Origin of the sequence: Maricaulis sp. (assembly GCF_048269565.1) — a bacterium.
Lineage (GTDB): Bacteria > Pseudomonadota > Alphaproteobacteria > Caulobacterales > Maricaulaceae > Maricaulis.
This window is the reverse complement of sequence record NZ_JBLXIK010000001.1, coordinates 564,682-590,529: the sequence shown is the minus strand read 5'-3', so window position 1 is coordinate 590,529 and position 25,848 is coordinate 564,682. Positions and strand designations below refer to the sequence as shown.

Sequence of the window (25,848 nt, the reverse complement as noted above, 5' to 3'; positions counted from 1 at the left end):
CTAGCTGCGCCCTCTTGGCTTGCGGTCGCTGCCGGGCCTGGTGGCGGGCTTGCGGCCTTTTCCAGCGGGCTGGAAGCCGGCTTTCGGCTTGCCGTCATCCGCCTTGGCGGCGGGTGGCTTGCCCGGGAATTTGCGACCGTCGGCCCGTTTGGTGTCGACCGTCTCGGCCGATGCCGCGCGTGGATCGGACCGTTTCGGCCCGCCACGTTTGGGATCGGTGCGCTTGGGATCGCCACGTTTGGGGTCGGCGCGCTTGGAATCAGGGCGGGCCCGCGGACCGCGCGAACGGGAGTCCTCGAGATATTGCACCTGTTTCGGAAAGCCGGGCTGGCCGGCGCCGCCCATGGTGCGTTTGGCCGGACGTTTGGCGGGGCGGCTGCCGGCGGCGGCCAGCTCCTCGAACACATGCCCGTCTTCCATCAGATGCCCGCACTGGTCCTTGAGGACGCGCGAGGCGACGGATTTGACCTCGCCGCGATCAATCTGGCCGAGCTGGAACGGGCCATAGGCGATCCGGATCAGGCGGTTGACCCGCAGGCCGACGGCATCGAGGGCGCGGCGCACCTCACGGTTCTTGCCTTCCTTGATGCCGATTGTCAGCCAGATATTGGAGCCGGTCTCGCGCTCGACTTCCACTTCCATCGGCCCGTATTTGATACCTTCAACCGTGATGCCGGCCTGCAGCTTGGCGATGGCGGCATTGTCGATCGTCCCGAAGGCGCGGGCGCGATAGCGCCGCGTCCAGCCGGTGGATGGCAGTTCCAGGGCGCGGGCGAGGGCGCCGTCATTGGTCAGCAGCAACAGGCCTTCCGAGGTCAGATCAAGGCGGCCGATCGAGATCACGCGGCCGATCTCCTTCGGCAACCGGTCGAATACGGTCTCGCGCCCCTCCGGGTCGCTATGGGTCGTCACCAGCCCGGCGGGCTTGTGATACAGCCACAGCCGTGTCGCTTCCGGTGTTTCCACCAGCACACCATCGACGACGATCGTCTCGCGGCCGGTCACCTTGAAGGCCGGCGTGTCGAGCGTCTTGCCGTCGACTTTCACCCGGCCACCCTCGATCATGCGTTCGACCTCACGCCGCGAGGCGACGCCGGCCCGGGCCAGGTATTTGGCGATGCGTTCGCCGGTCTCTGCTGCGTCGGTCAAACTTGACCCTTTCCCATCGGCGCTCTACGCCGCCAATATGACAACGTCGCGAGATACCGGGTTTATGGAGGCGGCACTACGCCTGGCGCAAGCGGCAGCGGAAGCTGGCGAGACGCCAATCGGTGCAATCATCGTCGATCCGGCCACGGACGAGATCATCGCGAGCGCGCATAATAGCCCGATTGCCGGTCATGATCCAACCGGGCACGCAGAAATACTCGCCCTGCGCGCCGCGGCCGCGAAGCTGGGCAATTATCGTCTGCCCGGGCTGGAGCTTTTTGTGACACTGGAACCGTGCGCCATGTGCGCCGGCGCCATCTCTCACGCGCGCATCGGCCGGCTTGTTTATGGTGCCGAAGACGCCAAGGGCGGCGCCGTGGCCCACGGTCCGCGTTTCTTCGAACAGCCGACCTGTCATTCACGGCCGCGCGTCACCTCCGGCATCCTCGCCGAAGAAAGTGCGCAGCTTCTGCGCGGCTTTTTCCGGGCGCGCCGCAAGGGTAAGAGCGACGGCAGTCGGTCCTCATAGGGTGCGGGGTCCGAAAATCGCGTCGGTCGCGCGCGGGGCCGCCTCGTGCCTAACAAGATGTTTGCCGATCTCCCCGGTCATCAAACAATGGCATCCAGGCTGTGGGCTCATGGGCTGCGGCGTGCCATTAGATCGCCCGCCGCAGGGCGCGCAGGAAGCTGCGCCGCCATCTTTGCTGGTGGTGCTGCACATTTAGCCGGCCTATTCGTGCCACCACTGCTCTGTGAGTGTCCTCGGCAAGTTCGGCCTCCAGCCTCCGATTAACCTCAGCCGCAACCCGATCGATATTCCGGGCCGCGTCCGGGCCTAAGTCCGAACTGGCTAGCTCAGACAGGTTCTGGAGCTTCGTTCCATCAGCAGGGCGCCCGGGGAAGGGCTCTGCGGGACCTTCGAGGGAGCTCTGGATCGCGTTTGGGGCAATCGGTTCGAGAACGTTGTGGATTGGGTTCGAAACGAGCGTGTTCCACCGAACACTAACGAGGTCCTCTGCCGTTGCCACCATCCGCTCCGCTGTTGCATCGATCATTGCGCTAACTAGTAAATCCCAAAAACCCTCGGCAGAGATTCCTGATGATTGGGCCAGCATCGATGAGGAAAGGTTGCGCAATGCATTCGCGGCGTGGTGGGTCCTTTGAACCTCTGACCGGCGTTCGGTCAGCGCCTCAAAAGCTTCACCAAAGTTGAGACCGTGCAAGTGCCGCCACCTGTTCAGCCAGTCTGCATCGCCCTCACTCATTCCCCATTCACGGGCGCTCTCCAGCATTGGAACGGGATCCGCATTGGGTCGCCAGTCAGACCATCCGCGCATGACTGCTCTGCCGAGCAGAAAGTTTGCGCCGCGCAACGGACAATAATCCGGGTTGGTCGCGGTCGCCAACGAACGTTGGTGCATCGACAACTGTCTGCCGCGCCAAGAGTGGTAATTTCCATTCTCCTGATGCTCGATGGCCATCAAGTCGCGCGCAAGTTGATCCTGCGACCAAGTTTCGCGCGTGGCTAGAAAATCTTCGCGGGCACCGGTGCAGGCCTCCCGAACGCGCGTAACGATGATTCCCAAGTCCCGAGCATAGCGCCGCCGATTCTCGATCTGCCAGATTTCTTGAGCCAGCCAGCCCGCGGCAGACAATTGGCGCCGTGCATTCACTAATTCAAGTTCTGTTCGCCGGAAGGCCGCAGCCAAGTGCTGGCGCTCTGAGTCGGCCGCGACCGCATTTGAGGCGTATGTGACGAAGGTGAAGCTACATGCCGCTCCAAGGGCTGTCGCCGCGATCCCGATGGCCTTGTAAACATTCCCGATCCAAATCAAAGGATTGGCTTTGAGCGTGATCAACCAAACAATCACACCCAACATAAGGAGGCAAAACGTAATTTCCAAGCTGAGTATAGACGACACTATTTCGCGAATTTCGAATACTTTTCTCTCCCAACTTGCTATACGTGATACATCTATATCCAGCCCTCTATTTAAAAGAAATTGTGCGTATAACAGGGTAGCCAGCCCGCCAGCTGAATAAAGTAAGCTTAGTTGAGCGCTATCCGAGGCTGATCGTATGGCTTGGAGAACATTGGCATTGATCCATGGTTTTCCCCAATCGATACGGGCCAGCTTCTTTTTGATCGACTGGCCCGCCGCCGCTCTGGTTTGAATGATTATGTTTCGGACCAAAAGTGCTCCAAACAACCACACCCCGAGTGAAATCCCAAAATAATATGCGACACCCATGATCGGGATTGGCCACGTTATCCGACCAAAGATTTCGATCTGTTCTCTTGCCTTCAAGAGTCCCCCCTCTCTCAGCTCAGGTGGCCTGATAGCTTTATGCTCTGGTGACTATAGGTTCGTTTGTTGGCCATGAGAAGCTTGTAAGATCGACATCGGGGTCCGCAGGCGATGAGCGAAATGAATTTAAAGAAAGTGGATGTAGTGGAAGGCAAAGAAAACAAAGAGCATTATTGATTGCCAGCCGTGAATTTCGTGGGTGGTAAGTTTCATTATACCCAAAATTTGTGTTGCTTCTGGAGTTGCTCGTTCAGCGGTGTCACTGGCGGTCGAATATGCTCGAGCTGGAGTCCGCGAAGGCTTGAAGCTGGCGCTACCTTTCGTGACGACTCGATGAGGGTTTAGCTTGCGGCCGCAAGGCGTGCCTCGAGCCCCGCCAGGGCTGCCGGCCACTCATCCCTGAGCATCGAGAAGTAGACCGAATCCCGCCACTCGCCGGTCCAGCACAGCAGGTGATGGCGCAGCGTGCCTTCCTTCGTCGCGCCCATTTTCAGCATCGCATTCTGTGAGCGCAGGTTTTTGTGATGCGTCTTTAGCTCGACCCGCTCGGCACCGGCATCGAAGGCATTGCCGAGCAGAAGATGTTTGCAGGCCGGATTGACCTTGCCGCCGCGCGCTTCGGCGCAATACCAGGTCCAGCCGACCTCAAGGCGCCTGTGGTCCGGTGTGATCCCCAGATAGGCGCTATGGCCGATCGCGGCGCCGTCGGATTGCCGCCGCACCAGATGCGAGATCTGGTCGCCGCGGGCCTGGCCGGCCAGCATCAGACCGAACCAGGCATCGAAATGGGGGCCGTCGCCACGGATCGAGGTCAAGGCCCACAGCTCGGTTTCCGCCGCCAGCCGCCGCAATGCCTCGCGATGTGCCTCGGTCAGCGGTTCCAGCCGCACAATGTCATTTTCCAATATACGCGCGTTGATCTGCACCACTCAGCTCCCGGTCAGCAAGAGTGCTCCGCGTATCACATAGATGGCGCCAATTCCTGACACGATCCATTTCGTCCAGTTACGGAATTGCACATCGCTCATCACCTCGAGCAGGCGCGCGCCCAGCGTGGTGCCGATGATGGCGAGCGGGCCGGCGATCAGCAGCCAGTGGGTCTGCGGCAGCGCGCCCGCCGCGATGGCCGGGGCGATATAATAGGCGACCTTCACCAGGTGCGAGACGACCTGGGTTGCCGCCTTGGTGGCAACGATGATGCGCCGGTCGCGCGGCGCGGCCACGAAAAAGACATCGACCAGCGGACCGGAGACCCCGGCGACGGTATTGAGCCCGGTGACGAGGAAGCCGCAGGCTGCGGCCTGCACCGGATTGCCGGCATCAAGCGCGAGCCATCGGCGCGGGATCCAGATCACCGCCGGCACCAGGCCGAGCACAATGAAGAGCCAGGGCTTGGGCAGTTCGATGGCGGCGAGGAACAGCGCCGCCGCGGCCGTCGCTGAGCCGGTCAGATAGATGCCCAGTATGCGCCAGTCGATCCATTTGCCGAGCAATATGGCGCGCCAGCCATTGGAGACGGTCTGGACCACGCCATGCACCACCATCGCGGCGGAGACCGGCAGGATCATCGCCAGCACCCCCATCAGGATCAGCCCGCCCGCCATGCCGAAAACCCCGGAGATGAAGGCGGTGACGAAGACCGAAATGATGAGGATGAGAATGCTCACCGCGTCAGGACCGGAATGGGGGCGGACGTCGATCGACCTTGCGGAACACAACGGGAACGTGTAAGATGGGGGTTATGTGGTCCTTGCTGCTTCAAGGCTTGATGCAACTTGCCGCCTGGACGGGCCTGGTGGCGGCACGCATTGCGCTTCCGCTGCGCCAACCGACTGTCTCGGTCTGGCGGAATTGGGAGGTGGTATGCCGGACGGGCGGTCTGGGTGCGATCGGATTGTCGGTGCTCGCGGAGGGCGGGCAGGTCCAGCCAGGTAGCATCCTTGCAGGTATCATTGTGCTGATCGCGAGCACATACTGTGCTCATCGTGCGGGTGAAATGGAGGCAAAGAATGATCGGATCGATTGAAATCAGTCTATGGCCCCTGATTGTGTTCACCGTGTTCATGATCGCCGTCATTGCCATCGCCAGTTACAACGAATCGCGCGCGCAGCGGAACAATAACGCCGAGGACGACGCCCCCTAGGCGCCCGCCTTCTTCGCAAATCCCCATGCGCCCTCGGCCAGCGGCTTGACGGCCTGGCCGATTTCCAGCGCCTTGGCGTTGGAGGCATTGCCCTGCAGCGCCCGGGCATAGACGCCTTGGCAGATCGAGCCGAGCCGGAACAGATTGTAGGCGAAGTAGAAATCGAGCTCCGGAATGTCCTTGCGGCCCGTGCGGGCGCAATAGGCCTTGGTGTAGGCGGCCACATCGGGAATGCCGAGCGCGGCCAGGTCGACGCCAAGGAAACCATTGCGGATCGTCGGCGGCACCATCCAGCCCATCAGCTGATAGGTGAAGTCGGCCATCGGATCGCCCAGGGTCGACAATTCCCAGTCGAGCACGGCGATGACGCGCGGTTCGGTCGGGTGGAAGACCATGTTGTCGAGCCGGTAATCGCCATGCACGACGCTGGTGCGGTCCTGCTCCGGCGCCGCGGTCGGCAGCCAGTCGATCAGCCGGTCCATCGCCTCGATCTTGTCAGTCTCGGCGGCACGGTATTGCTTGGACCAACGCCCGATCTGGCGCTGGAAATAATCGCCCGGCTTGCCATAATCCGACAGGCCCGCCGCCTCTATATCGATGCTGTGCAGATGCGCCAGGGTCGCATTGCAGGCATCATACAGCGCGGCGCGCTCGGCCGGTTCCATGCCCGGCAGCAGCGGATCCCAGAAGATCCGGCCCTCGACGAATTCCATGACGTAGAATTCGGTGCCGATGACATCGCGGTCCATGCACAGGCCATACATGACCGGGCAGGGGAAGCCGGCCTCGCCGAGCGCTTTCATGACGCGGAATTCGCGGTCGACCGCATGGGCCGAGGGCAGAAGCTTGCCTGGCGGTTTGCGCCGCAGCACATAGCTGCGCGAGGGTGTTTCCAGCTTGTAGGTCGGGTTGGACTGCCCGCCCTTGAACTGGCTCACGCCCAACGGTCCGGCAAAACCGGCTACGTGCTGCGCCATCCAGGCCGCCAGGGCGGCCTCGTCAAAGGCCAGCGCATCGGCAACATCCTTGGTGCCGGAAAAACTCTCATCAACCGTGCTCATTCGCTTTTATACACCGTTCCGCCTTGCATAACAAAACCAACATCCATCAAGGCGTCGATATTCTCAAGCGGATCACTGTCAACGGCGATGATATCGGCATATTTGCCGACCTCGATCGTGCCGATCTCGTCATCCATCTGCAGATGGCGCGAGGCGTTGACCGTGGCGGTGGTGATCGCCTCCATCGGTGTCAGACCCGCTTCAACCAGCAGCGAGAATTCCCGCGCATTGATACCATGGCGCGAGACACCGCTATCGGTGCCAAAGGCGATCATCACGCCGCCTTCATGGGCGCTGCGGGCCATTTCGAGCATCACTGGGCCGACCGAGAGCGACTTCTCGCGTATGGCGGGGGTCATCCAGTCGGCGGTCTCGGCGATTTCGGCGACGGTGGCGCCAGCCAGCAGGGTCGGGATCAGATAGGCATTGCGGCTGCGGAACAGCCGGATCGAGTCGCGGTCGAGATAGGTGCCGTGCTCGATCGAATCGCCGCCGGCCTCGAGGAAGGAATTAATGCCGGTGACGCCGTGCGAGTGGGCGGTCACCTGGCGGCCCATCATGTGGGCAGCGCCGACAATGGACTCCAGCTCGTCATCAAAGAATTGCTGTTCGACACCCGCCGCGGTGTTGGACAGGACGCCGCCGGTGCCGGTGATCTTGATGACATCGACGCCGGCGCGGACCAGTTCGCGCACGGCGCGGCGGCAATCGGCCGGACCATCGCAGGCCGCGCGGCTGGTCAGGGCATCCATCACCGCCGTCGAGAAGCCGTTGACATCGCCATGACCGCCGGTCGGGGTCACGGCCGGTCCGGAAACGCGCATGCGCGGCCCGACAATATCGCCGGCACGGATCGCATCGCGCAGGCCGGTCGAGGCTTCCAGATCACCGCCCACATCCTGCACCGTGGTGAAGCCGGCCATCAGGGTCGTGCGGGCGTGGCGCGCGCCGTCAAGCGCGAGATCGGCGCTGTTGAGCGTCACTTCCAGCAGCCGGCCCTGCGGGCTCAGCTCGCCTTGCAGATGCACATGGCTGTCGATCAGGCCGGGCAGCACGAACCGGTCCGACAGGTCGACAATGGTCGCGCCCTCGGGCGTGACGAAACCGGCTTCGACCGCCTCGATGCGGCCGTCGCGGATCAGGATGGATTGATTGGATGTCGGGGCATTGCCCGGCACGGCCAGCAGATGACCGGCATGGATGACCGTAAGGCCGGCACCTGCCGCATCCGTCTGCGCCAGGGCCGAACCGCCGGTTGCCATCAGCGCGATGGCCGCGACCATTGAACGAAACATGTTTGTCTCCCCGCCTTTTGATTTCTTGGCGCAAACATGCCCCGGCTGGCCGGGAAGTCAATTCACCTGTGAAGAACGCGCCGCCCTAATGGGTCTTGAGCGCTCGCCAGGCGATGTCGCGGCGACAGAAACCTTGAGGCCAGTCGATCGCGTCAATCGCTGTATACGCCCTGTCCGCGGCGTAATGCAAGTTTTCTCCGGTCGCGGTGACGTTGAGCACACGCCCGCCCGCGGCGATGCGCCGGCCCTCGCCGTCGCGCGCCGTGCCGGCCTCGAACACGTGCACTCCGTCCATCGCATTGGCGTCATCGACGCCTTCGATAACCGAACCCTTTGCGTAGTCGCCGGGATAGCCCTTCGCCGCCATCACCACCGTGATCGCCGGTTCCGGCGACCAGTCGACCGGCAGCATCTGGTCGAGATGGCCTGTGGCCGCCGCCTTGAGATAGGGCAGGATATCATTGGCGATCCGCGGCATCAGCACCTGGCATTCCGGGTCGCCGAAGCGGATATTGAACTCGACCGTCTTCGGCCCGTCCGGCGTCACCATGATCCCGGCGAACAGCACGCCCTGGAAGGGCGCCCCTTCGGCCGCGAGGCCGGCGGCGGTGGGTTCGATGATGGTCTTCATCACCGTCTCGATCAGTGCCGGGGTCGCGATCGGGGCCGGGGAATAGGCGCCCATGCCGCCGGTATTGGGGCCGCTATCGCCTTCACCGACGCGTTTGTGGTCCTGGGCGGCGCCGCAATACAGCACTGATCTGCCGTCGCTCAGCGCGAAGATCGAGACTTCCTCCCCGCGCATGAATTCCTCGATCACCAGCGTGCGCGAGGCGTCGCCGAACTTGCCCGACAGGAAGGCGTCGATCTCGGCCTCGGCCTCGGCGCGGGTCTCGGGAATCACCACGCCCTTGCCGGCCGCCAGCCCGTCGGCTTTCAGCACATAGGGGGGCGAGAACTCATCGAGAAAGGCCTTGGCCTTGGCGGCATCGTCGAACACGCCATAGCGCGCGGTCGGGACATTGTGGCGGGCGTAGAAATCCTTGGCGAAGGCCTTGGAGGTCTCCAGCATCGCGGCGGCTTTCGAGGGACCGAACACCGCGATACCAATGGCGCGCAGCTTGTCGGCGAGGCCATCGCAGAGCGGGATTTCCGGGCCGACCACCACCAGATCCACCGCCCGGGTCCGCGCCAGTTCGACCAGCCCGTCGAGATCGGAGACGGGGATGTCGACGCAGTCCGCCAGCGTGCCGATTGCGGCACTGCCGGGGGCGGCGATCAATTCAGTGAGAAGCGGACTTTGAGCGATTTTCCAGACCAGGGCGTGTTCGCGCCCGCCGGATCCGATAACCAGAACCTTCATCTCAACCTCATGCCTAATTCGAGCTCGCCCTAACCTAAACCATGGCGCGCCGCGAGTCCCTCGCGCCGTTGCCGCAGCGGCGATTTCACCGTACCAATCGGCACATGGACACTCCGAGCGGCAATATCCACGAATTCTCCGTTTCCGAACTCGCCGGCTCGCTCAAGCGCACCGTTGAGGACGCCTTCGGCCATGTCCGCGTCCGCGGCGAGCTGGGCCGCGTCGTCGTCGCCAAGTCGGGCCATGTCTATTTCGACCTCAAGGACGAGAAATCCGTCATCACCTCGATTGCCTGGAAGGGCACGGCGGCGCATTTCCGCTTCAAGCCGGAAGAGGGGCTCGAGGTTATTATCGAAGGCCGGATGTCGACCTATCCCGGCCGCTCGCAATACCAGCTGATCGTCGAATCGATGGAGCCGGCCGGCGCCGGCGCCCTGATGGCGCTGCTCGACGAGCGCCGGAAAAAGCTCGCCGCCGAGGGCCTGTTCGACACGGATCACAAGCAGGCCATCCCCTTCCTGCCGCGCACGATTGGCGTCGTTACCTCGCCGACCGGCGCCGTCATCCGCGATATCCTGCACCGGCTGCGCGACCGTTTCCCCTGCCATGTCCTGCTCTGGCCGGTGCTGGTCCAGGGCGAGGCCGCCGCTGGTCAGATCGCCGGGGCGATCAAGGGGTTCAATGCGCTCGAGGCCGGCGCTGCCGTGCCGCGCCCGGATGTGATCATCGTTGCGCGCGGTGGTGGCTCGATCGAGGATCTCTGGGCCTTCAACGAGGAAATCGTCGTCCGCGCCGCCTTTGAGTCGCAAATCCCGCTGATCTCCGCCGTCGGCCACGAGACCGACACCACCCTGATCGACTACGCCTCCGACCGCCGCGCGCCGACGCCGACCGGTGCCGCCGAGATCGCCGTGCCGGTCCGCGCCGAGCTCAAGGCCAGTCTCGACACGCTCGGCGGCCGCCTCGTCGCCGGCCTGTCGCGCCTGATCGAACGCCGCCGCACCGAGCTGCGCTCGGCGGCGCGCGCCCTGCCGCGCCCGACCTCGCTGCTGGAACTGAAACGCCAGCGCTTCGACATGGTCGTCGACAAGCTCGACGGCGCCCTGCTCGCCGGTGCCGGAGAAAAGCGCTCGCGCCTGCTCGTCCTCACCGCCCGCCTGCGCCCGCTCACCCTGCGCCGCGACATCCAGCAAAAGCGCGAACGGCTCACAGATCGCAGCGCGCGCCTGGCCCCGGCCGCCACCCGCATTCTGCGCGACCAGCGCCGCATGCTCGACAACTGGGCCGCCCGCCTGGAAGGCCTGAGCCACACTTCGACGCTGAAGCGCGGTTTCGTGCTGGTGCGCGATGGCGATGGCAAACTGGTACGGATCGGCGCGAGCCTGGCGTCCGGTGCCGGTATCGAGCTGGAATTTGCCGATGCCCGCCGTGGCGCCGTGATTGATGGCGAGCCGGGCAAGGGCGCACCGGTCGCCCGGCCGAAAGCGAAACCCCTGCCGAAGGGAAAACCGCCAGCGGCCGGGCAGGGGACCTTGTTTTAGGGGCGATCCGGCAAATCCGCGATTGAGTTGATCCGGCCTGCGTGGGGGCTCGTCTGTCCTGGAATGGAATCGCCATGCCGCCACCAGTTCCGCCCCGGACCAAAGTCCGGCGCACCTCTTCCATCAAGGAAGAGGAGGGCGTTTGATCTCACCCGCTTCGATGATCTCCCTCCTCTTCTCTTCCTTGATGGAAGAGGTGGCCGCGAAGCGGTCGGAGCTGGTGAGGATGGCAGGCGCGGCGGTCGGCAGATGGCGACTTATCCCCCACCAAACGCCCAAATCAGCGTCATTCCAGCGCAGGCTGGAACCCAGATTCACGCACCGCCGCGGATCAAGATAGCGCAACCCCATCAAGCCTTTGCGCTCTATGAACTGGGTTCCAGCCTGCGCTGGAATGACGATCTGTGGCGGATTGTGGGGTGAAACTTATCCCCACCCCCTGCACCCTGGCGCATAATCTCCCTGTTCCGGTTGCACGGGAGGCGTGAGCTCAGTCACTGGCGGCGATCGGGAGCGTGGAGCTCGTCCGGGCGGAGGTTTGACAACCCGAGCGCTGGCGTGGCCACCGGAGAGGAAGGCGGCACAAAGCTCGACCGCACAGTCCATTCCGGTTTCGAGACGGGGGCCGCAAGGCGTCCGAGCAAATCTCCACGTGCGGGACGTTTCGAATGTCTCACTTATCTATTGCGCTAAACGGCATTCGCCGCGTCCCGCACACCTCCCAATCCGGGGGGAACCACTCAAACCTCCAGCGGCGAGCCGCGTGGAGATTTTCGTGCAGGCGCCAACAAAAAAACGCCCCCGGCACCGGGCCGGGAGCGCTTGTCGATCCGGTATCTGGCTTGCGCCTAGTAGCGGTAATGATCGGCCTTGAACGGGCCGGTCTTGGGCAGTTCGAGATATTCGGATTGCTCGGTCGAGAGCTTGGTCAGCTTGGCACCGAGCTTGGGCAGGTGCAGGGCGGCGACCTTTTCGTCGAGATGCTTGGGCAGGATATAGACATTGTTCTCGTACTGCTCGCCCTTGGTCCAGAGCTCGATCTGGGCCAGGGTCTGATTGGTGAAGCTGGCGGACATCACGAAGCTCGGGTGGCCCGTGGCATTGCCGAGATTGACCAGACGGCCTTCCGACAAGAGCACGATGCGATTGCCTTCGGGGAAGTTCACGATGTCGACCTGGGGCTTCACATTGGTCCACTGGAAATTCTGCAGCGCCTCGACCTGAATCTCATTGTCGAAATGGCCGATATTGCAGACGATCGCCATGTCCTTCATCGCCCGCATATTGTCGAGGGTGATGATGTCCTTGTTGCCGGTCGCGGTGACGAAGATGTCCATCTCGCCGATCACGTCCTCGATGGTGACGACGGTGAAGCCGTCCATGCAGGCCTGCAGGGCGCAGATCGGGTCGATCTCGGTGACGAAGACGCGGGCACCGGCGCCGCGCAGGGATTCAGCGGACCCCTTGCCGACATCGCCATAGCCGCAGACGAGGGCGGTCTTGCCGGCCATCATCACATCGGTGCCGCGACGGATCGCGTCGACCAGGCTTTCGCGGCAGCCATAACGATTGTCGAATTTCGACTTGGTGACGCTGTCATTGACGTTGATGGCGGGGAAGGGAAGCTCGCCGCGCTTGTGCATCTGGTACAGGCGCATGACGCCGGTGGTGGTCTCTTCCGAGACGCCCTGGATGGCGGCCTTGGCCTTGGCGAACCAGCCCGGGGTGGCGGCGATACGCTTGCGGATCTGGGCGAAGAGGGCAGTTTCCTCTTCCGACTTCGGATGGTCGAGCACGGACGGCTCGGCTTCGGCCTTCTCGCCGAGGATCAGATACATGGTGGCATCGCCGCCATCATCGAGGATCATGTTGGCGGTCTCGCCATTGCCCCAATGGAAGATCGCGTCGGCATAATCCCAGTATTCCGCCAGCGTCTCGCCCTTGGTGGCGAAGACCGGCACGCCGCTTTCGGCGATGGCGGCGGCGGCATGGTCCTGCGTCGAGAAAATATTGCACGAAGCCCAGCGCACTTCAGCGCCGAGGGCTGTGAGGGTCTCGATCAGGATCGCGGTCTGGATCGTCATGTGCAGCGAGCCGGCGATGCGGGCGCCCTTGAGGGGCTGTGCCTTGCCGAACTCGGCGCGCAGGGCCATCAGGCCCGGCATTTCGATCTCGGCCATGTCCATTTCGGTCCGGCCCCATTTGGCCAGCGACATGTCTTTTACGAGATAGGGTTTGTCCGCAGCAAATTGCGTCATGACCATCAGGTCCTTCCATTGGGTCTGTGTGTTTTGAAACAGTCGGGCAAACGGGCCGGTTTTGCCGGCCCGCTTGTATCAGACTTACGCCAGTTTGCGCAGCTCATCGGCCAGGTCGGTCTTCTCCCAGGAGAAGCCGCCCTCGGTATCCGGATTGCGTCCGAAATGGCCATAGGCCGCAGTGCGCGCATAGATCGGGCGATTGAGTTGCAGCCGGGTGCGAATGCCGCGCGGCGACAGATCGGCCATCTGGCGCAATGCGTCCTCGAGCCGGGCCTCGTCGATCTGGCCGGTGCCGTGCAGGTCGACATAGAGCGAGAGCGGCTTGGAGACGCCGATCGCATAGGAGACCTGGATGGTGCAGCGCTCCGACAGGCCGGCGGCGACGACATTCTTGGCCAGCCAGCGGCAGGCATAGGCGGCGGAACGGTCGACCTTGGTCGGGTCCTTGCCCGAGAAGGCCCCGCCACCATGCGGCGCGGCGCCTCCATAGGTGTCGACGATGATCTTGCGTCCGGTCAGGCCGGCATCGCCATCGGGTCCGCCGATCACGAAAGTGCCGGTCGGATTGACGTAGAATTCGGCTTCCGGCGGGAACCAGCCCTCGGGCAGGACTTCGGCGACGATCGGGCGCACCAGTTCGCGGATCTGCTCCTGGCTGACGCCATCCTTGTGCTGGGTCGAGACCACGACGGATTCGACACCGGCAGGCTGGCCATTGACATAGCGCAGTGTCACCTGGGACTTGGCGTCGGGCTCGAATTCGGGCCGCTGGCCGGACTTGCGCAGGATCGCCATGCGCTTGAGGATCTGGTGCGAATACTGGATCGGAGCCGGCATCAGCTCGGGCGTTTCATTGGTGGCATAGCCAAACATGATGCCCTGGTCGCCGGCGCCCTCATCCTTGTTCTCGCCGGAATCGACGCCCTGGGCGATGTGTTCCGACTGGCCGTGCAGGAAATTCTGGAAATTGGAATTCTTCCAGTGGAAGCCGTCCTGTTCATAGCCGATATCGCGAACGGCTTCGCGTGCCGCGGCCTCGATCTCTTCCGGCTCGACATCGACGGCACAGCGAATTTCGCCGGCCAGGATGATCTGATTGGTGGTGGTGAGGGTTTCGCAGGCGACGCGCGCCTCGGAATCCTTGGCAAGAAGGAGGTCGACGACGGTGTCGGAAATCCGGTCGCAGACCTTGTCGGGATGGCCTTCCGACACGCTCTCGCTGGTGAAAATGTAGGATGAGCGGCTCAAGGACGACTCCTCATATAACGATTGCCTTATGTGGTTTGGACACAAGCAGATTAGTGGTTGTAGCGCAAGCCAGCTGCGCTGCCGCGGCACGACCGCTTTGGCAGGGTCCGGTTCGGTTTGCGATCAGGGGTGATCGCTGCAAGAAACAGCTAGCATCTTTGCTCATATAAAGATATGTTTATGTCTTAGTATGTGTGTAAATGACCGCGGCAGGGGCGCAACACGCCCCGCATGCCCGGTCGATCAAGGTGCGAAATCATGAGTGCAGGCACGGCTTCCAGCGACGGGCTCTCCGTCTCCTTCGAATTCTTTCCGCCCAAGACGGAAGCGATGGAAGCGACGCTGTGGGAGTCGATCCGGCGTCTGGAACCGCTTGATCCGGCCTTTGTCTCGGTCACCTATGGTGCCGGTGGCTCGACCCGCGAGCGCACGCACCGCACCGTGCACCGCATCGTCGACGAGACCGCGATCCGGCCGGCGGCGCATCTGACCTGCGTTTCGGCCAGCCGGTCCGAGGTTGATGATGTGATCCGCGATTACGGGGCAGCCGGTGTGCGCCATATCGTGGCGCTGCGCGGTGATCCGCCGCAGGGGCTGGGCGAGGCCTATGTCCCGACCGCAGACGGCTATGCCAATGCGGCCGAACTGGCAGCCGGCATCCGCGCCATCGGCGATTTCGAGATCTCGGTCGGCTGCTATCCCGAGCAACATCCGGAAAGTCCCAGCCTCGAACATGATCTCGACCTGCTCAAGGCCAAGATCGATGCCGGCGCAACGCGGGCCATCACGCAATTCTTCTTCGAGCCGGACACCTTCCTGCGCTTCCGCGACCGCGCCGTGCAGGCCGGGATCGAAATTCCGATCGTGCCGGGCATCATGCTGCAGCCCAATTTCAAGGGGCTGACCCGCATCGCTGCGCTGTGCAACACCCATATCCCGCAACAAATGCACCAGCATTTCGAGGGGCTCGATGATGACGCCGCGACGCGGCAATTGGTGACCGCGCACCTGGCGGCGCAATTGTGCTCGGACCTGCGCGAGGCCGGGGTCGAGGACTTCCACTTCTACACCCTCAATCGCGCCGAACTGGCGCTGTCGACCTGCCATCTGCTCGGCGTCAAGCCGCGGCCGGCGCTGACGGAAGCGGCGGCATGAGCGCGCGCAGCGACCGGCTCGCCGCCCTGGAGGCAATCGCCCGCGAGCGCATCCTGATCCTTGACGGTGCCATGGGTACCCAGATCCAGGACCTCAAGCTCGACGAGGCCGGTTATCGCGGTGAGCGCTTCGCCGACTGGCCGGTGCTGATCAAGGGCAATAACGACATCCTCAACCTCACCGCCCCGGCGGCGGTGAAGGCGATCCATCATGCCTATTTCGAGGCCGGGGCTGACATCGCCGAGACCAATACCTTCTCCTCCACCACGATCGCCCAGGCCGACTATCAAATGCAGGACCTGGCCGCGGAAATTGCCCGCGAGGGTGCCCGGCTGGCGCGCGAGTCTGCCGACGAGCAGGAGACGCTGACCGGGGCGCCGAAAGCCGTCGCCGGCGCCATCGGGCCGACCAACAAGACTCTGTCGATCTCGCCCCGGGTCAATGATCCCGGCTTCCGCGAAGTCGATTTCGACCAGGTGCGAACAAGCTATGCCGAGCAGGCCCGGGCCATGGCCGAGCATGTCGATTTCTTCCTGGTCGAGACCATTTTCGACACGCTCAACGCCAAGGCGGCGATCAAGGCGCTGATCGACTTGTGTACCGAAGAGGGCATTGATCGCCCGATCATGTTGTCGGGCACGATCACCGACAAGTCCGGGCGCACGCTGTCGGGTCAGACCGCGAGCGCCTTCTGGTACTCGGTCCGCCACGCCAGGCCCTGGGCCGTCGGGCTCAATTGCGCTCTCGGCGCCGATGAGCTGCGGCCCTATATCGCCGAGCTGTCGCGCATCGCCGATACGCGCATCCTTGCCTATCCCAATGCCGGTCTGCCCAATGATATGGGCGAGTATGACGAGACGCCGGACCAGACCGCCGCGCATCTGGGCGAATGGGCCCGATCTGGCCTCGTGAATATCCTCGGTGGCTGTTGCGGTACGACGCCGGCCCATATCCGCGCCATCGCTGCGGCCGCCCGGGGCGCCACGCCGCACCGGCCTGTCTCGGCGGAGCGCGCCATGCATCTCGCCGGCCTCGAGCCGTTCGAACTGTCAGCCTGAGAACCTTTCCCCATGACCACACCTGTCTCCACCTTCGTCAATGTCGGCGAACGCACCAATGTGACCGGCTCGGCAGTGTTCCGCCGCCTGATCACCGAGGGCGACTACGCGTCGGCCGTGGCGGTGGCGCGGCAGCAGGTCGAGAATGGCGCCCAGATCATCGACATCAATATGGATGAAGGCCTGCTCGACAGTGTCGAGGCGATGACGACCTTCATGCGCCTGATCGCGGTCGAGCCTGATGTGGCGCGGGTGCCGGTGATGATCGACAGCTCCAAATGGGAGGTGATCGAGGCAGGGCTCAAAAACACGCAAGGCAAGCCGATCGTCAATTCGATCAGCCTGAAGGAGGGCGAGCAGCCCTTCCTCAGGCAGGCACGTCTGTGCCAGGCCTATGGCGCCGCCGTGGTTGTCATGGCCTTTGACGAGGCCGGTCAGGCCGATACCGCCGACCGCAAGGTCGCGATCTGCAAGCGCGCCTATGACCTGCTGGTCGATACGGTCGGCTTCGCGCCGGAAGACATTATCTTCGATCCCAATATCTTCGCTGTCGCCACCGGGATCGAGGAGCATAATGACTATGCCGTGGCCTTCATCGAGGCGACGCGGCGAATCCGTCAGGAATTGCCCGGCTGTCATGTCTCCGGCGGGCTCTCGAACGTGTCGTTTTCCTTTCGTGGCAATGAGCCGGTGCGCCGGGCCATGCACACCGTTTTCCTCTATCACGCCATCCATGCCGGCATGGATATGGGCATCGTCAATGCCGGCCAGCTCGACATTTATGACGATATCGAACCGAAGCTGCGCGATCTGGTCGAGGATGTGATTCTCAATCGTCGCGAGGATGCCACTGACCGTCTGCTCACCGAGGCCGAGAACTGGCGAGACAGCGGTGGCTCCAGGGCGAAGGAGCGCGATCTCGCCTGGCGCGAGGCGCCGGTCAATGAGCGCATCAAGCACGCCCTGGTCCACGGCCTCAATGAGTTCATCGTCGAGGATGCCGAGGAAGCACGCCAGCTCGCCGAACGGCCCTTGCATGTGATTGAAGGCCCGTTGATGGACGGCATGAATGTCGTCGGCGACCTGTTCGGCGATGGCCGCATGTTCCTGCCGCAGGTTGTGAAATCGGCGCGGGTGATGAAACAGGCCGTCGCACATCTCATTCCGTTCATGGAAGCCGAGAAGGAAGCGGCCGGCGAGGCGCAATCCTCGGCCGGCAAGATCGTGATGGCGACGGTGAAGGGCGATGTCCACGATATCGGCAAGAATATCGTCGGCGTGGTGCTGCAATGTAATGGCTATGAGGTGATCGACCTCGGCGTGATGGTGCCTGCCGAGAAAATCCTCGAGACAGCCCTGCGCGAAAAAGCGGACGTCATCGGCCTGTCGGGCCTGATTACGCCGTCGCTGGACGAGATGGTCTTCGTCGCGTCTGAAATGGAGCGGCGCAATATCACACTGCCGCTGATGATTGGCGGTGCCACCACCAGCCCGGCCCATACCGCCGTCAAGATCGATCCGGCGATCTCGGTCGCACCGGTGATCCATGTCCTTGATGCCAGCCGCGCGGTTGGCGTCGTCTCCAAACTGCTGGGCGATGATCGCGCTGCCTATGCGGCGGAGGTCCGCGAAGACCTGGCCAAGATCCGCGAGCGCCGTCTTGCGGCACGCTCGAAGAAGGCGCGGCTGCCACTGGAAAAAGCCCGGGCCAATGCCTGGGATTGCGACTGGTCGGCCTATAGTCCGCCCAAACCGGCCTTTACCGGCACCCGGAGCTTTTCGCCCTCGATCGAGACCCTGATCGATTATATCGACTGGACGCCCTTCTTCTTCACTTGGGAGCTCAAGGGCAGCTATCCGGCGATTTTCGACGATCCCAAGCGTGGGACTGTTGCGCGCGACCTGTTCAATGATGCCCAGGCGATGCTCAAGCGCATCGTTGACGAGAAATTGCTGGCGCCGAAGGCGGTGTGCGGCTTCTGGCCGGCCAATCGCGTGGGCGATGACGCCGAAATCTACACCGACGAGACCCGCGCGACGCGGCTGCAGACCTTCCACGGTCTGCGTCAGCAGGCAGCCAAGGATAATGACCGGCCGCACCTGTCGCAATTCGACTTCATCGCCCCGCGCGGTCATGCCGACTATATCGGCGGCTTCGTCGTCACCGCCGGTGAGAACGAGGCCTTCCATGCCCGCCTCGCGGCGGAAAAGGATGATTACTCCTCGATCATGTTCAAGGCGCTGTCGGACCGGCTCGCCGAAGCTTGCGCTGAATGGCTGCACGAGCAGGTGCGCCGTGAGCACTGGGGCTATGCGCCGGACGAGGCCCTGTCGCGTCAGGATCTGATCGCCGAGACCTATGCCGGCATCCGTCCGGCCCCGGGCTATCCCTCACAGCCCGACCATTCGGAAAAGCGCACCCTGTTCGCCCTGCTCAATGCGACCGAAGCGACGGGTGTCAGCCTGACCAATTCCTTCGCCATGACGCCGGCCTCGTCGGTTTCCGGCCTGTATCTCTCGCATCCGGACAGCTGCTATTTCGCCGTTGGCCGTATCCTGCGTGACCAGGTCGAGGACTATGCCGCCCGCAAGGGCTGGCCGCTGGAGGACGCCGAGCGGGCGCTGGGGCCGATTTTGGATTATGTCCCGGCCGCGCCGCTCCCGGCCTGACGCGGTTGCAGCGATCATCAGCGATGATTTGGACTTTGCGCCCGATATGCGCCATATCCCGCGGCCTGCCCTGTCCTGCGGACTGATCGCGTCTGGAGCCCACGCATGCGTTTCGCTTTTTTCGGTGACATTGTCGGCAAGACCGGACGCCGGGCGCTGGAAGCGCATCTGCCGGATCTGCGCCAGGACCTCGCGCTCGACTTCGTCGTCGTCAATGCCGAGAACGCGGCGGCCGGTTTCGGCGTCACCGAGAAGATCTGCGAAGGCCTGTTCGATCTCGGCGTCGATGCGCTCACGCTGGGCAATCATGCCTGGGACCAGCGCGAGACCCTGACCTATATCGATCGCGAACCGCGCCTGCTCAGGCCCGCGAACTACCCGGCCGGATCGACCCCGGGCAAGGGCGCCAATCTGATCGAGGCGGCCAATGGCTCGCGTGTCCTGGTCGTCAATCTGATGGGGGCCCTGTTCATGGAAACCCTCGATGACCCCTTCGCGACCATCGAGCGTGAACTTGCGGCGGCACCGCTGGGGATGGTCGCGGATGCGATCATCATCGATTTTCACGCCGAGGCGACCAGTGAAAAAATGGGCATGGGCGTCAATTGCGATGGCCGGGCCAGCCTCGTTGTCGGCACCCACACCCATGTCCCGACCGCCGATGCGCGCATCCTGCCCGGCGGCACGGCCTATCAGACCGATGCCGGCATGTGTGGCGATTACGACTCGGTGATCGGCATGGACAAGGAAGAGCCACTGCGCCGCTTTACGACCCGGATGCGCACCGGCCGTTTTGAACCCGCGACCGGCGAGGCCACGGTTTGCGGCGTGTTTGTCGAAACTGACGACGCCACGGGCCTGGCTCTGCGGTGTGAGCCGATCCGGATCGGCGGCCAGCTGAGCGAGATGATTCCGCAGCGCTGACTAAACTATTTTCAGTTGTGCATTCCAGAGCCTGCAAGCGCTTTGAGGCCCGGGCTGACTCTTGCCCCTTGAAAAATTACGCATATGTCATGATCCTGATCACGGGAGACATGCCGCAGTATTTGCCAGAGTGGCAGAGCAGGCGCTGGCATGATCGAGGGCAGCAAGTCGTGGCCGAGACGAGCCGGACATCTGCCAGGCGCACTGAACGGGGAAACCGCCCGCCCGACTCGCATATGGGGAGCCGGTGCTTCGTTCGATACTGCGCGTGTGGTATGCATCGACTATCGGGGGACGGTATGTTCAAGCAGACGATCCGGTTCGAAAAAGCGCAGGATGCCCTTGTTTTTGATCAGTATCTGGTCGATTTCCTGAGAACTTGCGAGGAAGATGGCACCGATAACCAGGCCTGTGTGTTCACCACCAGCCTGCAGGAGTCCGAGTCCTATATTCGCGTTGTCCAGACTGACAGTGCGAGCATGCTGGGCCAGTTTCTCAATTTTCTCACCATTCGCAATTTCCCGCCCGCGACGGGCGCGGCGAGTGGCAGCAAGGTCGCCAATCTCTGATCCGCGCGGCGGCGCGGCGGGGCTTCCCGGCGATTGCTCGTCGATCGGATGCGCGTCGTGCTGCACTTGCGCTTGTGTGAAACAGTCGGTCCCATCCCCGCTCAGCGCGCCAATCCACCAACGGCCATCGGGCATGATTGTCGCGATTTCCCAACCTGTCCCGGTTCGGCGCGACGCTGCGGCCCGAACGGTTGCAGAACAGGATTAACCTGCGGGCCGGCCTGTGCATTGGCGGCGTGCAATTGTAGAGTTGCACCCAGGCGAGGCTGACCGGCAACGGGCAACCGAATGAGGGCGGGCGAATGGTAGTGCGTATTGTTCCAGTGATCATGTCGGGCGGATCAGGGACACGCCTGTGGCCGCTTTCCCGCGCTGCCCATCCCAAGCAATTGCATCCACTCGTGACCGAGCTCAGCATGGTGCAGGAAACGGCGCGCCGCGTTGCGGCGACCTCGAAGGATTTCGAGTTCGAGCCGCCGATCATTGTCCTCAATGAGTGCCAGTATGATCGTGCCCGGGAGCAGCTCGATGAGCTCGGCTGTGCCCCCTCCTGCTATGTCGTCGAGCCGGTCGGCCGCAATACGGCCCCCGTCGCTGCCGTGGCGGCCGAGCTGGTGCGGCGCGATCTGGGTGATGATGTGCTCATTCTGTTGCTGCCCGCCGATCATCATATTCGCGACATTGACGGCTTCCACCAGGCGATCGCCCACGGCGCGGCCCTGGCGGCGCAGGGGCAGCTGGTCACCTTCGGGATCGAACCGGACGCACCGGAGACCGGCTATGGCTATATCCGCCGTGGCGCACCGGTCCTGTCTGGCTTTCACGTCCGCACCTTCACCGAAAAGCCTGACGCCGAGACCGCGGCAGACTTCCTTGCCAGTGGCGAATACTACTGGAATGCCGGGATATTCCTGTTCGGCGCCGGTGCGCTGATCCGGGAACTGGACGCCCATTGCGCCGACGTCGCGCACTGCAGCCGGGCCGCCGTTGAGGACGCTACGATCACCGGGACCAAGCTGACGCTCGACGCGGCGGCCTTCGGGGCCTGCCCGTCGATTTCCTTCGACTACGCCGTGATGGAAAAAACCGACCAGGCAGTCGTCGTGCCCGCAGACATCGGCTGGTCGGATGTCGGGTCCTGGGATGCGCTGTGGTCGATTTCCGAGAAGGATGAGAACGGCAATGCCGCGCGCGGCAATGTCAGTATCCACGCCAGCGAAAACTCCTTCGTCATCTCCAATGGCGCCAAGGTGGCCATTCATGGCGTCAAGGATCTGATTATCGTGGCCACCGGCGACGCGGTTCTGGTTGTTCATCGCGACGATGCCCAGAGCGTCAAGAAAATCGTCGATGCGCTCAAGGATGGCGGGCACCACGACCTCTTGTGATCTGCCACATCGGTATGTGGCGAACCGAGTGGCCTTTCACGGTCATTCTGGGTAAGGAAAAAACCTCGAATTTGCAGGCATAGGGAAGCCAAACATGGCCGGACATTCCAAATGGGCGAACATCCAGCACCGCAAGGGGCGGCAGGACAAGCTTCGCTCCAAGCTGTTCTCCAAACTGTCCAAGGACATCACGATCGCTGCCAAGCTGGGCGGCGGTGATATCGATGCCAATCCACGGCTGCGTCTGGCGGTCTCGATCGCCAAGGGCCAGTCGGTACCCAAGGACAATATCCAGCGCGCGATCGACAAGGCCGCGGGCGGCGATGCCGACAGCTATGAAGACATCCGCTATGAGGGCTTCGGTCCCGGTGGGGTCGGCGTGATCGTCGAGGTCTCGACCGATAACCGCAACCGTGCCGCGGCCGATGTCCGCACCGCCTTCGCCAAGAATGGCGGCAATATGGGCGAGACCGGTTCGGTCGCCTTCATGTTCGACAATGTTGGTGAAATCCGCTTTCCACTCAGCGTCGCGGATGAGGACACGATGATGGAAGCCGCCATCGAGGCCGGTGCCGAGGATGTCGCGTCCGAAGCCGGCGATGATGACAATGAAGGCCAACACATCATCTACACGGCGCGCGAAGACCTGATGGACGTGGTCGCGGCACTGGGCGAGAAATTCGGTGACCCGGTCTCCGCCTCGCTGATCTGGAAACCGCAGAATCTGATCCCGGTGCCCAGCGACAAGGTTCCCGGCCTGATGAAGATGATGGACGCGCTCGACGACAGCGATGACGTCCAGAATGTGTACGCCAATTTCGATATCTCCGATGAGGACATGGCCGCGCTGGCTTGATAGATTGCCGTAAGCCACTTGATCGGGGTTCCGCGTGGACGGGGTAGGCAGAATTGCACAATGGGGGTTGCAGACGGCGCTGCCCTTCTGGGCCGCACACGGCTGGGACGATGTGCATGGCGGGTTCCGGGAATCGGTAGCACTGGATGGCTCCGCGATTGCCGGCGAGCGTCGGCGGGTGCGAGTGCAGGCGCGTCAGATCTATGTCTATGCCCGGGCCCATCATGAGGGCTGGTTCGATGGTCTCGGGCTGGCCGAGGAAGCGGCGACCCTGCTGCGTCAGCGCGCCTGGCAGGTCGATGGCGCCCCCGGCTGGGTGCATCAGCTTACAGAGACAGGGGATGTCGCCAGCCCGGTCCGTGACCTCTATGACCACGCCTTCATCCTGCTCGCCCTGGCCTGGCTCGGGCGCGCCAGTGGCGATGCGGGCTGGTACGATCTCGCCGACGAGACGCTGGCCTTCCTGGACACCGAGCTTGCCGACCCGGCCGGTGGCTATCGTGAATCGATGGCCGGTCAGCAATGGCCGCGGCGGCAAAACCCGCACATGCACCTGTTTGAAGCCCTGATGGCGCTGCACGAGGCGAGCGGAAGTGCGCAGGCGCTCGCGGGCGTTCATGCGATCAAGGATTTGTTCGACCGGGTCTTCTACGACTCGAAGACTGCCATGGTGCATGAGTTTTTCAATGCAGATTGGGGGCGGGCCGCCGGCGATCTGGGCCTGGTGGTCGAGCCGGGGCATTTGTGTGAATGGGCCTGGTTGCTGCACGAATACCAGCGCATTGGCGGCGAGCCGCTCGATCCAGCCGCCATCGCCCTGTTCGAGACCGCGATGCGCGTTGGCATCAATCCGCGGACCGGTCTTTTGAACGCAGCCATCAATCCGCGCGGGGAGGTGCTGGACAGTTCTTCGAGGACCTGGATGCAGACCGAGTGGCTGCGCACGGCAGTGATGCTGTGTCAGACCGGCAGCCCCGAAACCAGCGCGCATGCCGAACGGGCAGGGGCGGGCCTGCTGGGCTATCATCTCCATGAGACGGTCGCCGGCGGCTGGATCGACCAGTTTGACGGCAATGGCTGTCCGCGCTCGGACCGGATACCGGCCAGCACGCTCTATCATGCCTTTGGCGGTGTCGCCGAATGTGTCCGGCTCGGACCGGGGGCGGACCGCGCGTCCGGCATGGCGCAATGAGCCCGCGACACGGCGCGGCGCTACCGGGCATTTCCTTGTGTTCCGGCGCGGCGGGTTCTAGTTTTTCCGGGCCGACATTGAGTAGGACGAGATCGTGCTTCCTCCAGAACTGACCACGCATGGCGCGCGTCTCGGCGAGGCCCGTCTCAGGGCGTTGATGGCGGCCGATCCCGGGCGCGCAGCCTCTCTGCTCATGGCTCATGCCGGCATCGAGCTGGATTGCTCCAAACAGCGGCTTGATCGCGCAAGCCTGGTGGCGCTTGTCGCCCATCTTGAAGGATTGGGATTCGCTGCCCGGCGCGACGCCCTGCTCTCGGGCGGGATCGTCAATGCCAGCGAAGGCCGGCCGGCGCTGCACATGGCCTATCGTCATGGAGCGCGGGTTGAGGGGTCAGACGCGGAACGTCTCGTCGACCAGACCCAGGCCCAGACCCGGGCCTTCGCCGAACGGGTGCGGGCCGGGGATTTCCGGCCCGGGGGCAAGCCGGTCAGTCGGGTGATCAATATCGGGATCGGCGGATCCGATCTTGGGCCGCGCCTGGTTGCGGACGCGCTGACTCACCATGCCGAGGGCGGGCCCGAGCTGCGGTTCGTCGCCAGCCTTGATCCTTCCGACCTGCAACACGCGGTCGCCGGCGCCGACCCGGAAACGCTTCTCTTCGTTATTGCCTCCAAGTCCTTCTCGACCCAGGAAACCCTGATGAACGGGCAGGCGGCGCGCGAATGGCTGGCCGGCCATGTCGGTGAAGCGCAGGCGGGACGGCACTTCGCAGCCGCATCGGCCGCGCGAGACAAGGCTGTTGCCTTCGGGATTGACCCGGCAAATGTCTTTGATTTCCCCGATTGGGTCGGTGGGCGCTATTCGGTCTGGAGCGCGGTCGGGCTGAGCCTGGAAACCGGTCTCGGGCCGGACGTGTTTGCCGCCTTCCGGGATGGTGCCCGCTCGATGGACGAGCACTTCGCCACCGCGCCGCTGGAGCGAAACCTGCCTGTGGTCAAGGCGCTGGTGGATTTCTGGAACCGCGCAGTGCTGGGCCATCCGGCTCGCTGCGTCGCACCCTATTCGGCTCGCCTGGCTCTGTTGCCAGGCTATCTGCAGCAGCTCGAGATGGAATCGCTTGGCAAGTCAATCACCCCCGGGGGCGAGCCGGCCTCCCTGCCGGGCGGCGCCCTCGTCTGGGGCGGTAGCGGTACCGAGGTCCAGCACTCCTTCTTCCAGTGGCTGCACCAGGGAAGCGATGTGACACCGGTCGATTTCATCGGTATCGCGCGCCATTTCACCAGTGATGACCCGCGCGAGCGCGTCCTGGCTGCGAATATGGTCGCGCAGGGCGCAGCCTTGCTTGACGGTGTACAGCTTCCCGCCGGCGATGATCCGGCGCTGGCGGCGCAACGCTCCATGCCGGGTGGGCGCGTTTCGTCGGTTCTGCTGCTCGAAGCGCTCACCCCTGCGACGCTCGGCGCCCTGCTGGCGCTGCACGAACACAAGGTTTTCGTCGAGAGTGTGCTTTACGGCATCAATCCGTTTGACCAATGGGGCGTCGAACTGGGTAAGGTGCTGACGAAGGGTATTCTGGACGGTGAATTAAGCGGCTATGACGCCTCGACCCGGGCAATGCTTGCCAGGACAGGTTTTGTATCGGATTGACAAGCGGTCTGGCTCGG

At 63.4% G+C, this 25,848-nt stretch carries 22 protein-coding genes; 12 read left to right on the top strand and 10 right to left on the bottom strand.

Going from position 1 to position 25,848, the window contains the following annotated elements; genetic code table 11:
• Positions 1 to 1,149 carry a pseudouridine synthase gene (locus ACN0YL_RS02965; protein ID WP_417496972.1) on the bottom strand — a complete coding sequence of 383 codons (1,149 nt, stop codon included), beginning with the start codon at positions 1,147 to 1,149 and terminating at the stop codon, positions 1 to 3.
• Between the two features lie 37 nt (positions 1,150 to 1,186).
• Here ACN0YL_RS02965 and tadA point away from each other — a divergent pair, with 37 nt between their 5' ends.
• Entirely contained in the window at positions 1,187 to 1,678 is a 492-nt protein-coding gene (gene tadA, locus ACN0YL_RS02960; protein ID WP_417497052.1) for a tRNA adenosine(34) deaminase TadA, read from the top strand.
• Between the two features lie 127 nt (positions 1,679 to 1,805).
• On the opposite strand, the gene ACN0YL_RS02955 is transcribed toward tadA, so the two are convergent.
• The 3 genes from ACN0YL_RS02955 to ACN0YL_RS02945 all read right to left on the bottom strand — a co-directional run bounded on the left by ACN0YL_RS02955 (position 1,806) and on the right by ACN0YL_RS02945 (position 5,125).
• Entirely contained in the window at positions 1,806 to 3,458 is a 1,653-nt protein-coding gene (locus ACN0YL_RS02955; protein ID WP_417496971.1) for a hypothetical protein, read from the bottom strand.
• A 341-nt stretch (positions 3,459 to 3,799) separates the two neighbouring features.
• A complete protein-coding gene (locus ACN0YL_RS02950) occupies positions 3,800 to 4,363 on the bottom strand; it encodes a GNAT family N-acetyltransferase (RefSeq protein WP_417496970.1) in 564 nt (187 codons plus the stop codon).
• Between the two features lie 24 nt (positions 4,364 to 4,387).
• Positions 4,388 to 5,125 (bottom strand): TSUP family transporter, encoded by a 738-nt coding sequence (locus ACN0YL_RS02945; RefSeq protein ID WP_417496969.1) that lies wholly within the window; start codon positions 5,123 to 5,125, stop codon positions 4,388 to 4,390.
• Between the two features lie 342 nt (positions 5,126 to 5,467).
• Here ACN0YL_RS02945 and ACN0YL_RS02940 point away from each other — a divergent pair, with 342 nt between their 5' ends.
• Positions 5,468 to 5,602, top strand: a complete 135-nt coding sequence (locus ACN0YL_RS02940) for a hypothetical protein (protein WP_417496968.1) — start codon at positions 5,468 to 5,470, stop codon at positions 5,600 to 5,602.
• Here ACN0YL_RS02940 and ACN0YL_RS02935 read toward each other — a convergent pair.
• The 3 genes from ACN0YL_RS02935 to purD form a co-directional block, all read right to left on the bottom strand.
• Entirely contained in the window at positions 5,599 to 6,663 is a 1,065-nt protein-coding gene (locus ACN0YL_RS02935) for a phosphotransferase (protein ID WP_417496967.1), read from the bottom strand. The genes ACN0YL_RS02940 and ACN0YL_RS02935 overlap by 4 nt on opposite strands.
• Positions 6,660 to 7,958: an amidohydrolase family protein gene (locus tag ACN0YL_RS02930; protein ID WP_417496966.1), complete on the bottom strand. Its 1,299-nt coding sequence runs from the start codon at positions 7,956 to 7,958 to the stop codon at positions 6,660 to 6,662. Before ACN0YL_RS02930 ends, ACN0YL_RS02935 begins: the two co-directional genes overlap by 4 nt.
• A gap of 85 nt (positions 7,959 to 8,043) precedes the next feature.
• Positions 8,044 to 9,321, bottom strand: a complete 1,278-nt coding sequence (purD, locus tag ACN0YL_RS02925; protein WP_417496965.1) for a phosphoribosylamine--glycine ligase — start codon at positions 9,319 to 9,321, stop codon at positions 8,044 to 8,046.
• 104 nt (positions 9,322 to 9,425) lie between these two features.
• On the opposite strand from purD, the gene xseA reads away from it, so the two are divergent.
• Complete coding sequence (xseA, locus tag ACN0YL_RS02920) at positions 9,426 to 10,862, top strand: exodeoxyribonuclease VII large subunit (RefSeq protein ID WP_417492492.1); 1,437 nt, start codon at positions 9,426 to 9,428, stop codon at positions 10,860 to 10,862.
• A 123-nt stretch (positions 10,863 to 10,985) separates the two neighbouring features.
• On the opposite strand, the gene ACN0YL_RS02915 is transcribed toward xseA, so the two are convergent.
• The 3 genes from ACN0YL_RS02915 to metK form a co-directional block, all read right to left on the bottom strand.
• The gene (locus ACN0YL_RS02915) at positions 10,986 to 11,180 is read right to left on the bottom strand and encodes a hypothetical protein (RefSeq protein WP_417492491.1); all 195 of its coding nucleotides are present in this window, start codon (positions 11,178 to 11,180) and stop codon (positions 10,986 to 10,988) included.
• A 530-nt stretch (positions 11,181 to 11,710) separates the two neighbouring features.
• Positions 11,711 to 13,120, bottom strand: coding sequence for an adenosylhomocysteinase (gene ahcY / locus ACN0YL_RS02910; protein WP_417490846.1), 1,410 nt, complete (start codon positions 13,118 to 13,120; stop codon positions 11,711 to 11,713).
• An 84-nt stretch (positions 13,121 to 13,204) separates the two neighbouring features.
• On the bottom strand, positions 13,205 to 14,371 hold the full coding sequence (metK, locus tag ACN0YL_RS02905) for a methionine adenosyltransferase (protein ID WP_417496964.1): 1,167 nt from the start codon (positions 14,369 to 14,371) through the stop codon (positions 13,205 to 13,207).
• Positions 14,372 to 14,629: 258 nt separating this feature from the next.
• Here metK and metF point away from each other — a divergent pair, with 258 nt between their 5' ends.
• From metF to pgi, 9 genes are all read left to right on the top strand, one after another.
• Positions 14,630 to 15,526, top strand: coding sequence for a methylenetetrahydrofolate reductase [NAD(P)H] (metF, locus tag ACN0YL_RS02900; protein ID WP_417496963.1), 897 nt, complete (start codon positions 14,630 to 14,632; stop codon positions 15,524 to 15,526).
• Positions 15,523 to 16,584: a homocysteine S-methyltransferase family protein gene (locus ACN0YL_RS02895; protein ID WP_417496962.1), complete on the top strand. Its 1,062-nt coding sequence runs from the start codon at positions 15,523 to 15,525 to the stop codon at positions 16,582 to 16,584. Before metF ends, ACN0YL_RS02895 begins: the two co-directional genes overlap by 4 nt.
• A gap of 12 nt (positions 16,585 to 16,596) precedes the next feature.
• On the top strand, positions 16,597 to 19,254 hold the full coding sequence (metH, locus tag ACN0YL_RS02890) for a methionine synthase (protein ID WP_417496961.1): 2,658 nt from the start codon (positions 16,597 to 16,599) through the stop codon (positions 19,252 to 19,254).
• A 105-nt stretch (positions 19,255 to 19,359) separates the two neighbouring features.
• Positions 19,360 to 20,178, top strand: coding sequence for a TIGR00282 family metallophosphoesterase (locus ACN0YL_RS02885; protein ID WP_417467311.1), 819 nt, complete (start codon positions 19,360 to 19,362; stop codon positions 20,176 to 20,178).
• A gap of 299 nt (positions 20,179 to 20,477) precedes the next feature.
• Positions 20,478 to 20,747, top strand: a complete 270-nt coding sequence (locus ACN0YL_RS02880) for a hypothetical protein (protein WP_417467309.1) — start codon at positions 20,478 to 20,480, stop codon at positions 20,745 to 20,747.
• Positions 20,748 to 21,049: 302 nt separating this feature from the next.
• Positions 21,050 to 22,135 carry a mannose-1-phosphate guanylyltransferase/mannose-6-phosphate isomerase gene (locus ACN0YL_RS02875; protein ID WP_417490641.1) on the top strand — a complete coding sequence of 362 codons (1,086 nt, stop codon included), beginning with the start codon at positions 21,050 to 21,052 and terminating at the stop codon, positions 22,133 to 22,135.
• 94 nt (positions 22,136 to 22,229) lie between these two features.
• Complete coding sequence (locus tag ACN0YL_RS02870) at positions 22,230 to 22,991, top strand: YebC/PmpR family DNA-binding transcriptional regulator (protein WP_417490642.1); 762 nt, start codon at positions 22,230 to 22,232, stop codon at positions 22,989 to 22,991.
• A 67-nt stretch (positions 22,992 to 23,058) separates the two neighbouring features.
• The gene (locus ACN0YL_RS02865; RefSeq protein ID WP_417496960.1) at positions 23,059 to 24,183 is read left to right on the top strand and encodes an AGE family epimerase/isomerase; all 1,125 of its coding nucleotides are present in this window, start codon (positions 23,059 to 23,061) and stop codon (positions 24,181 to 24,183) included.
• A gap of 94 nt (positions 24,184 to 24,277) precedes the next feature.
• Positions 24,278 to 25,831: a glucose-6-phosphate isomerase gene (pgi, locus tag ACN0YL_RS02860; RefSeq protein ID WP_417496959.1), complete on the top strand. Its 1,554-nt coding sequence runs from the start codon at positions 24,278 to 24,280 to the stop codon at positions 25,829 to 25,831.
• Positions 25,832 to 25,848 lie beyond the last annotated feature (17 nt).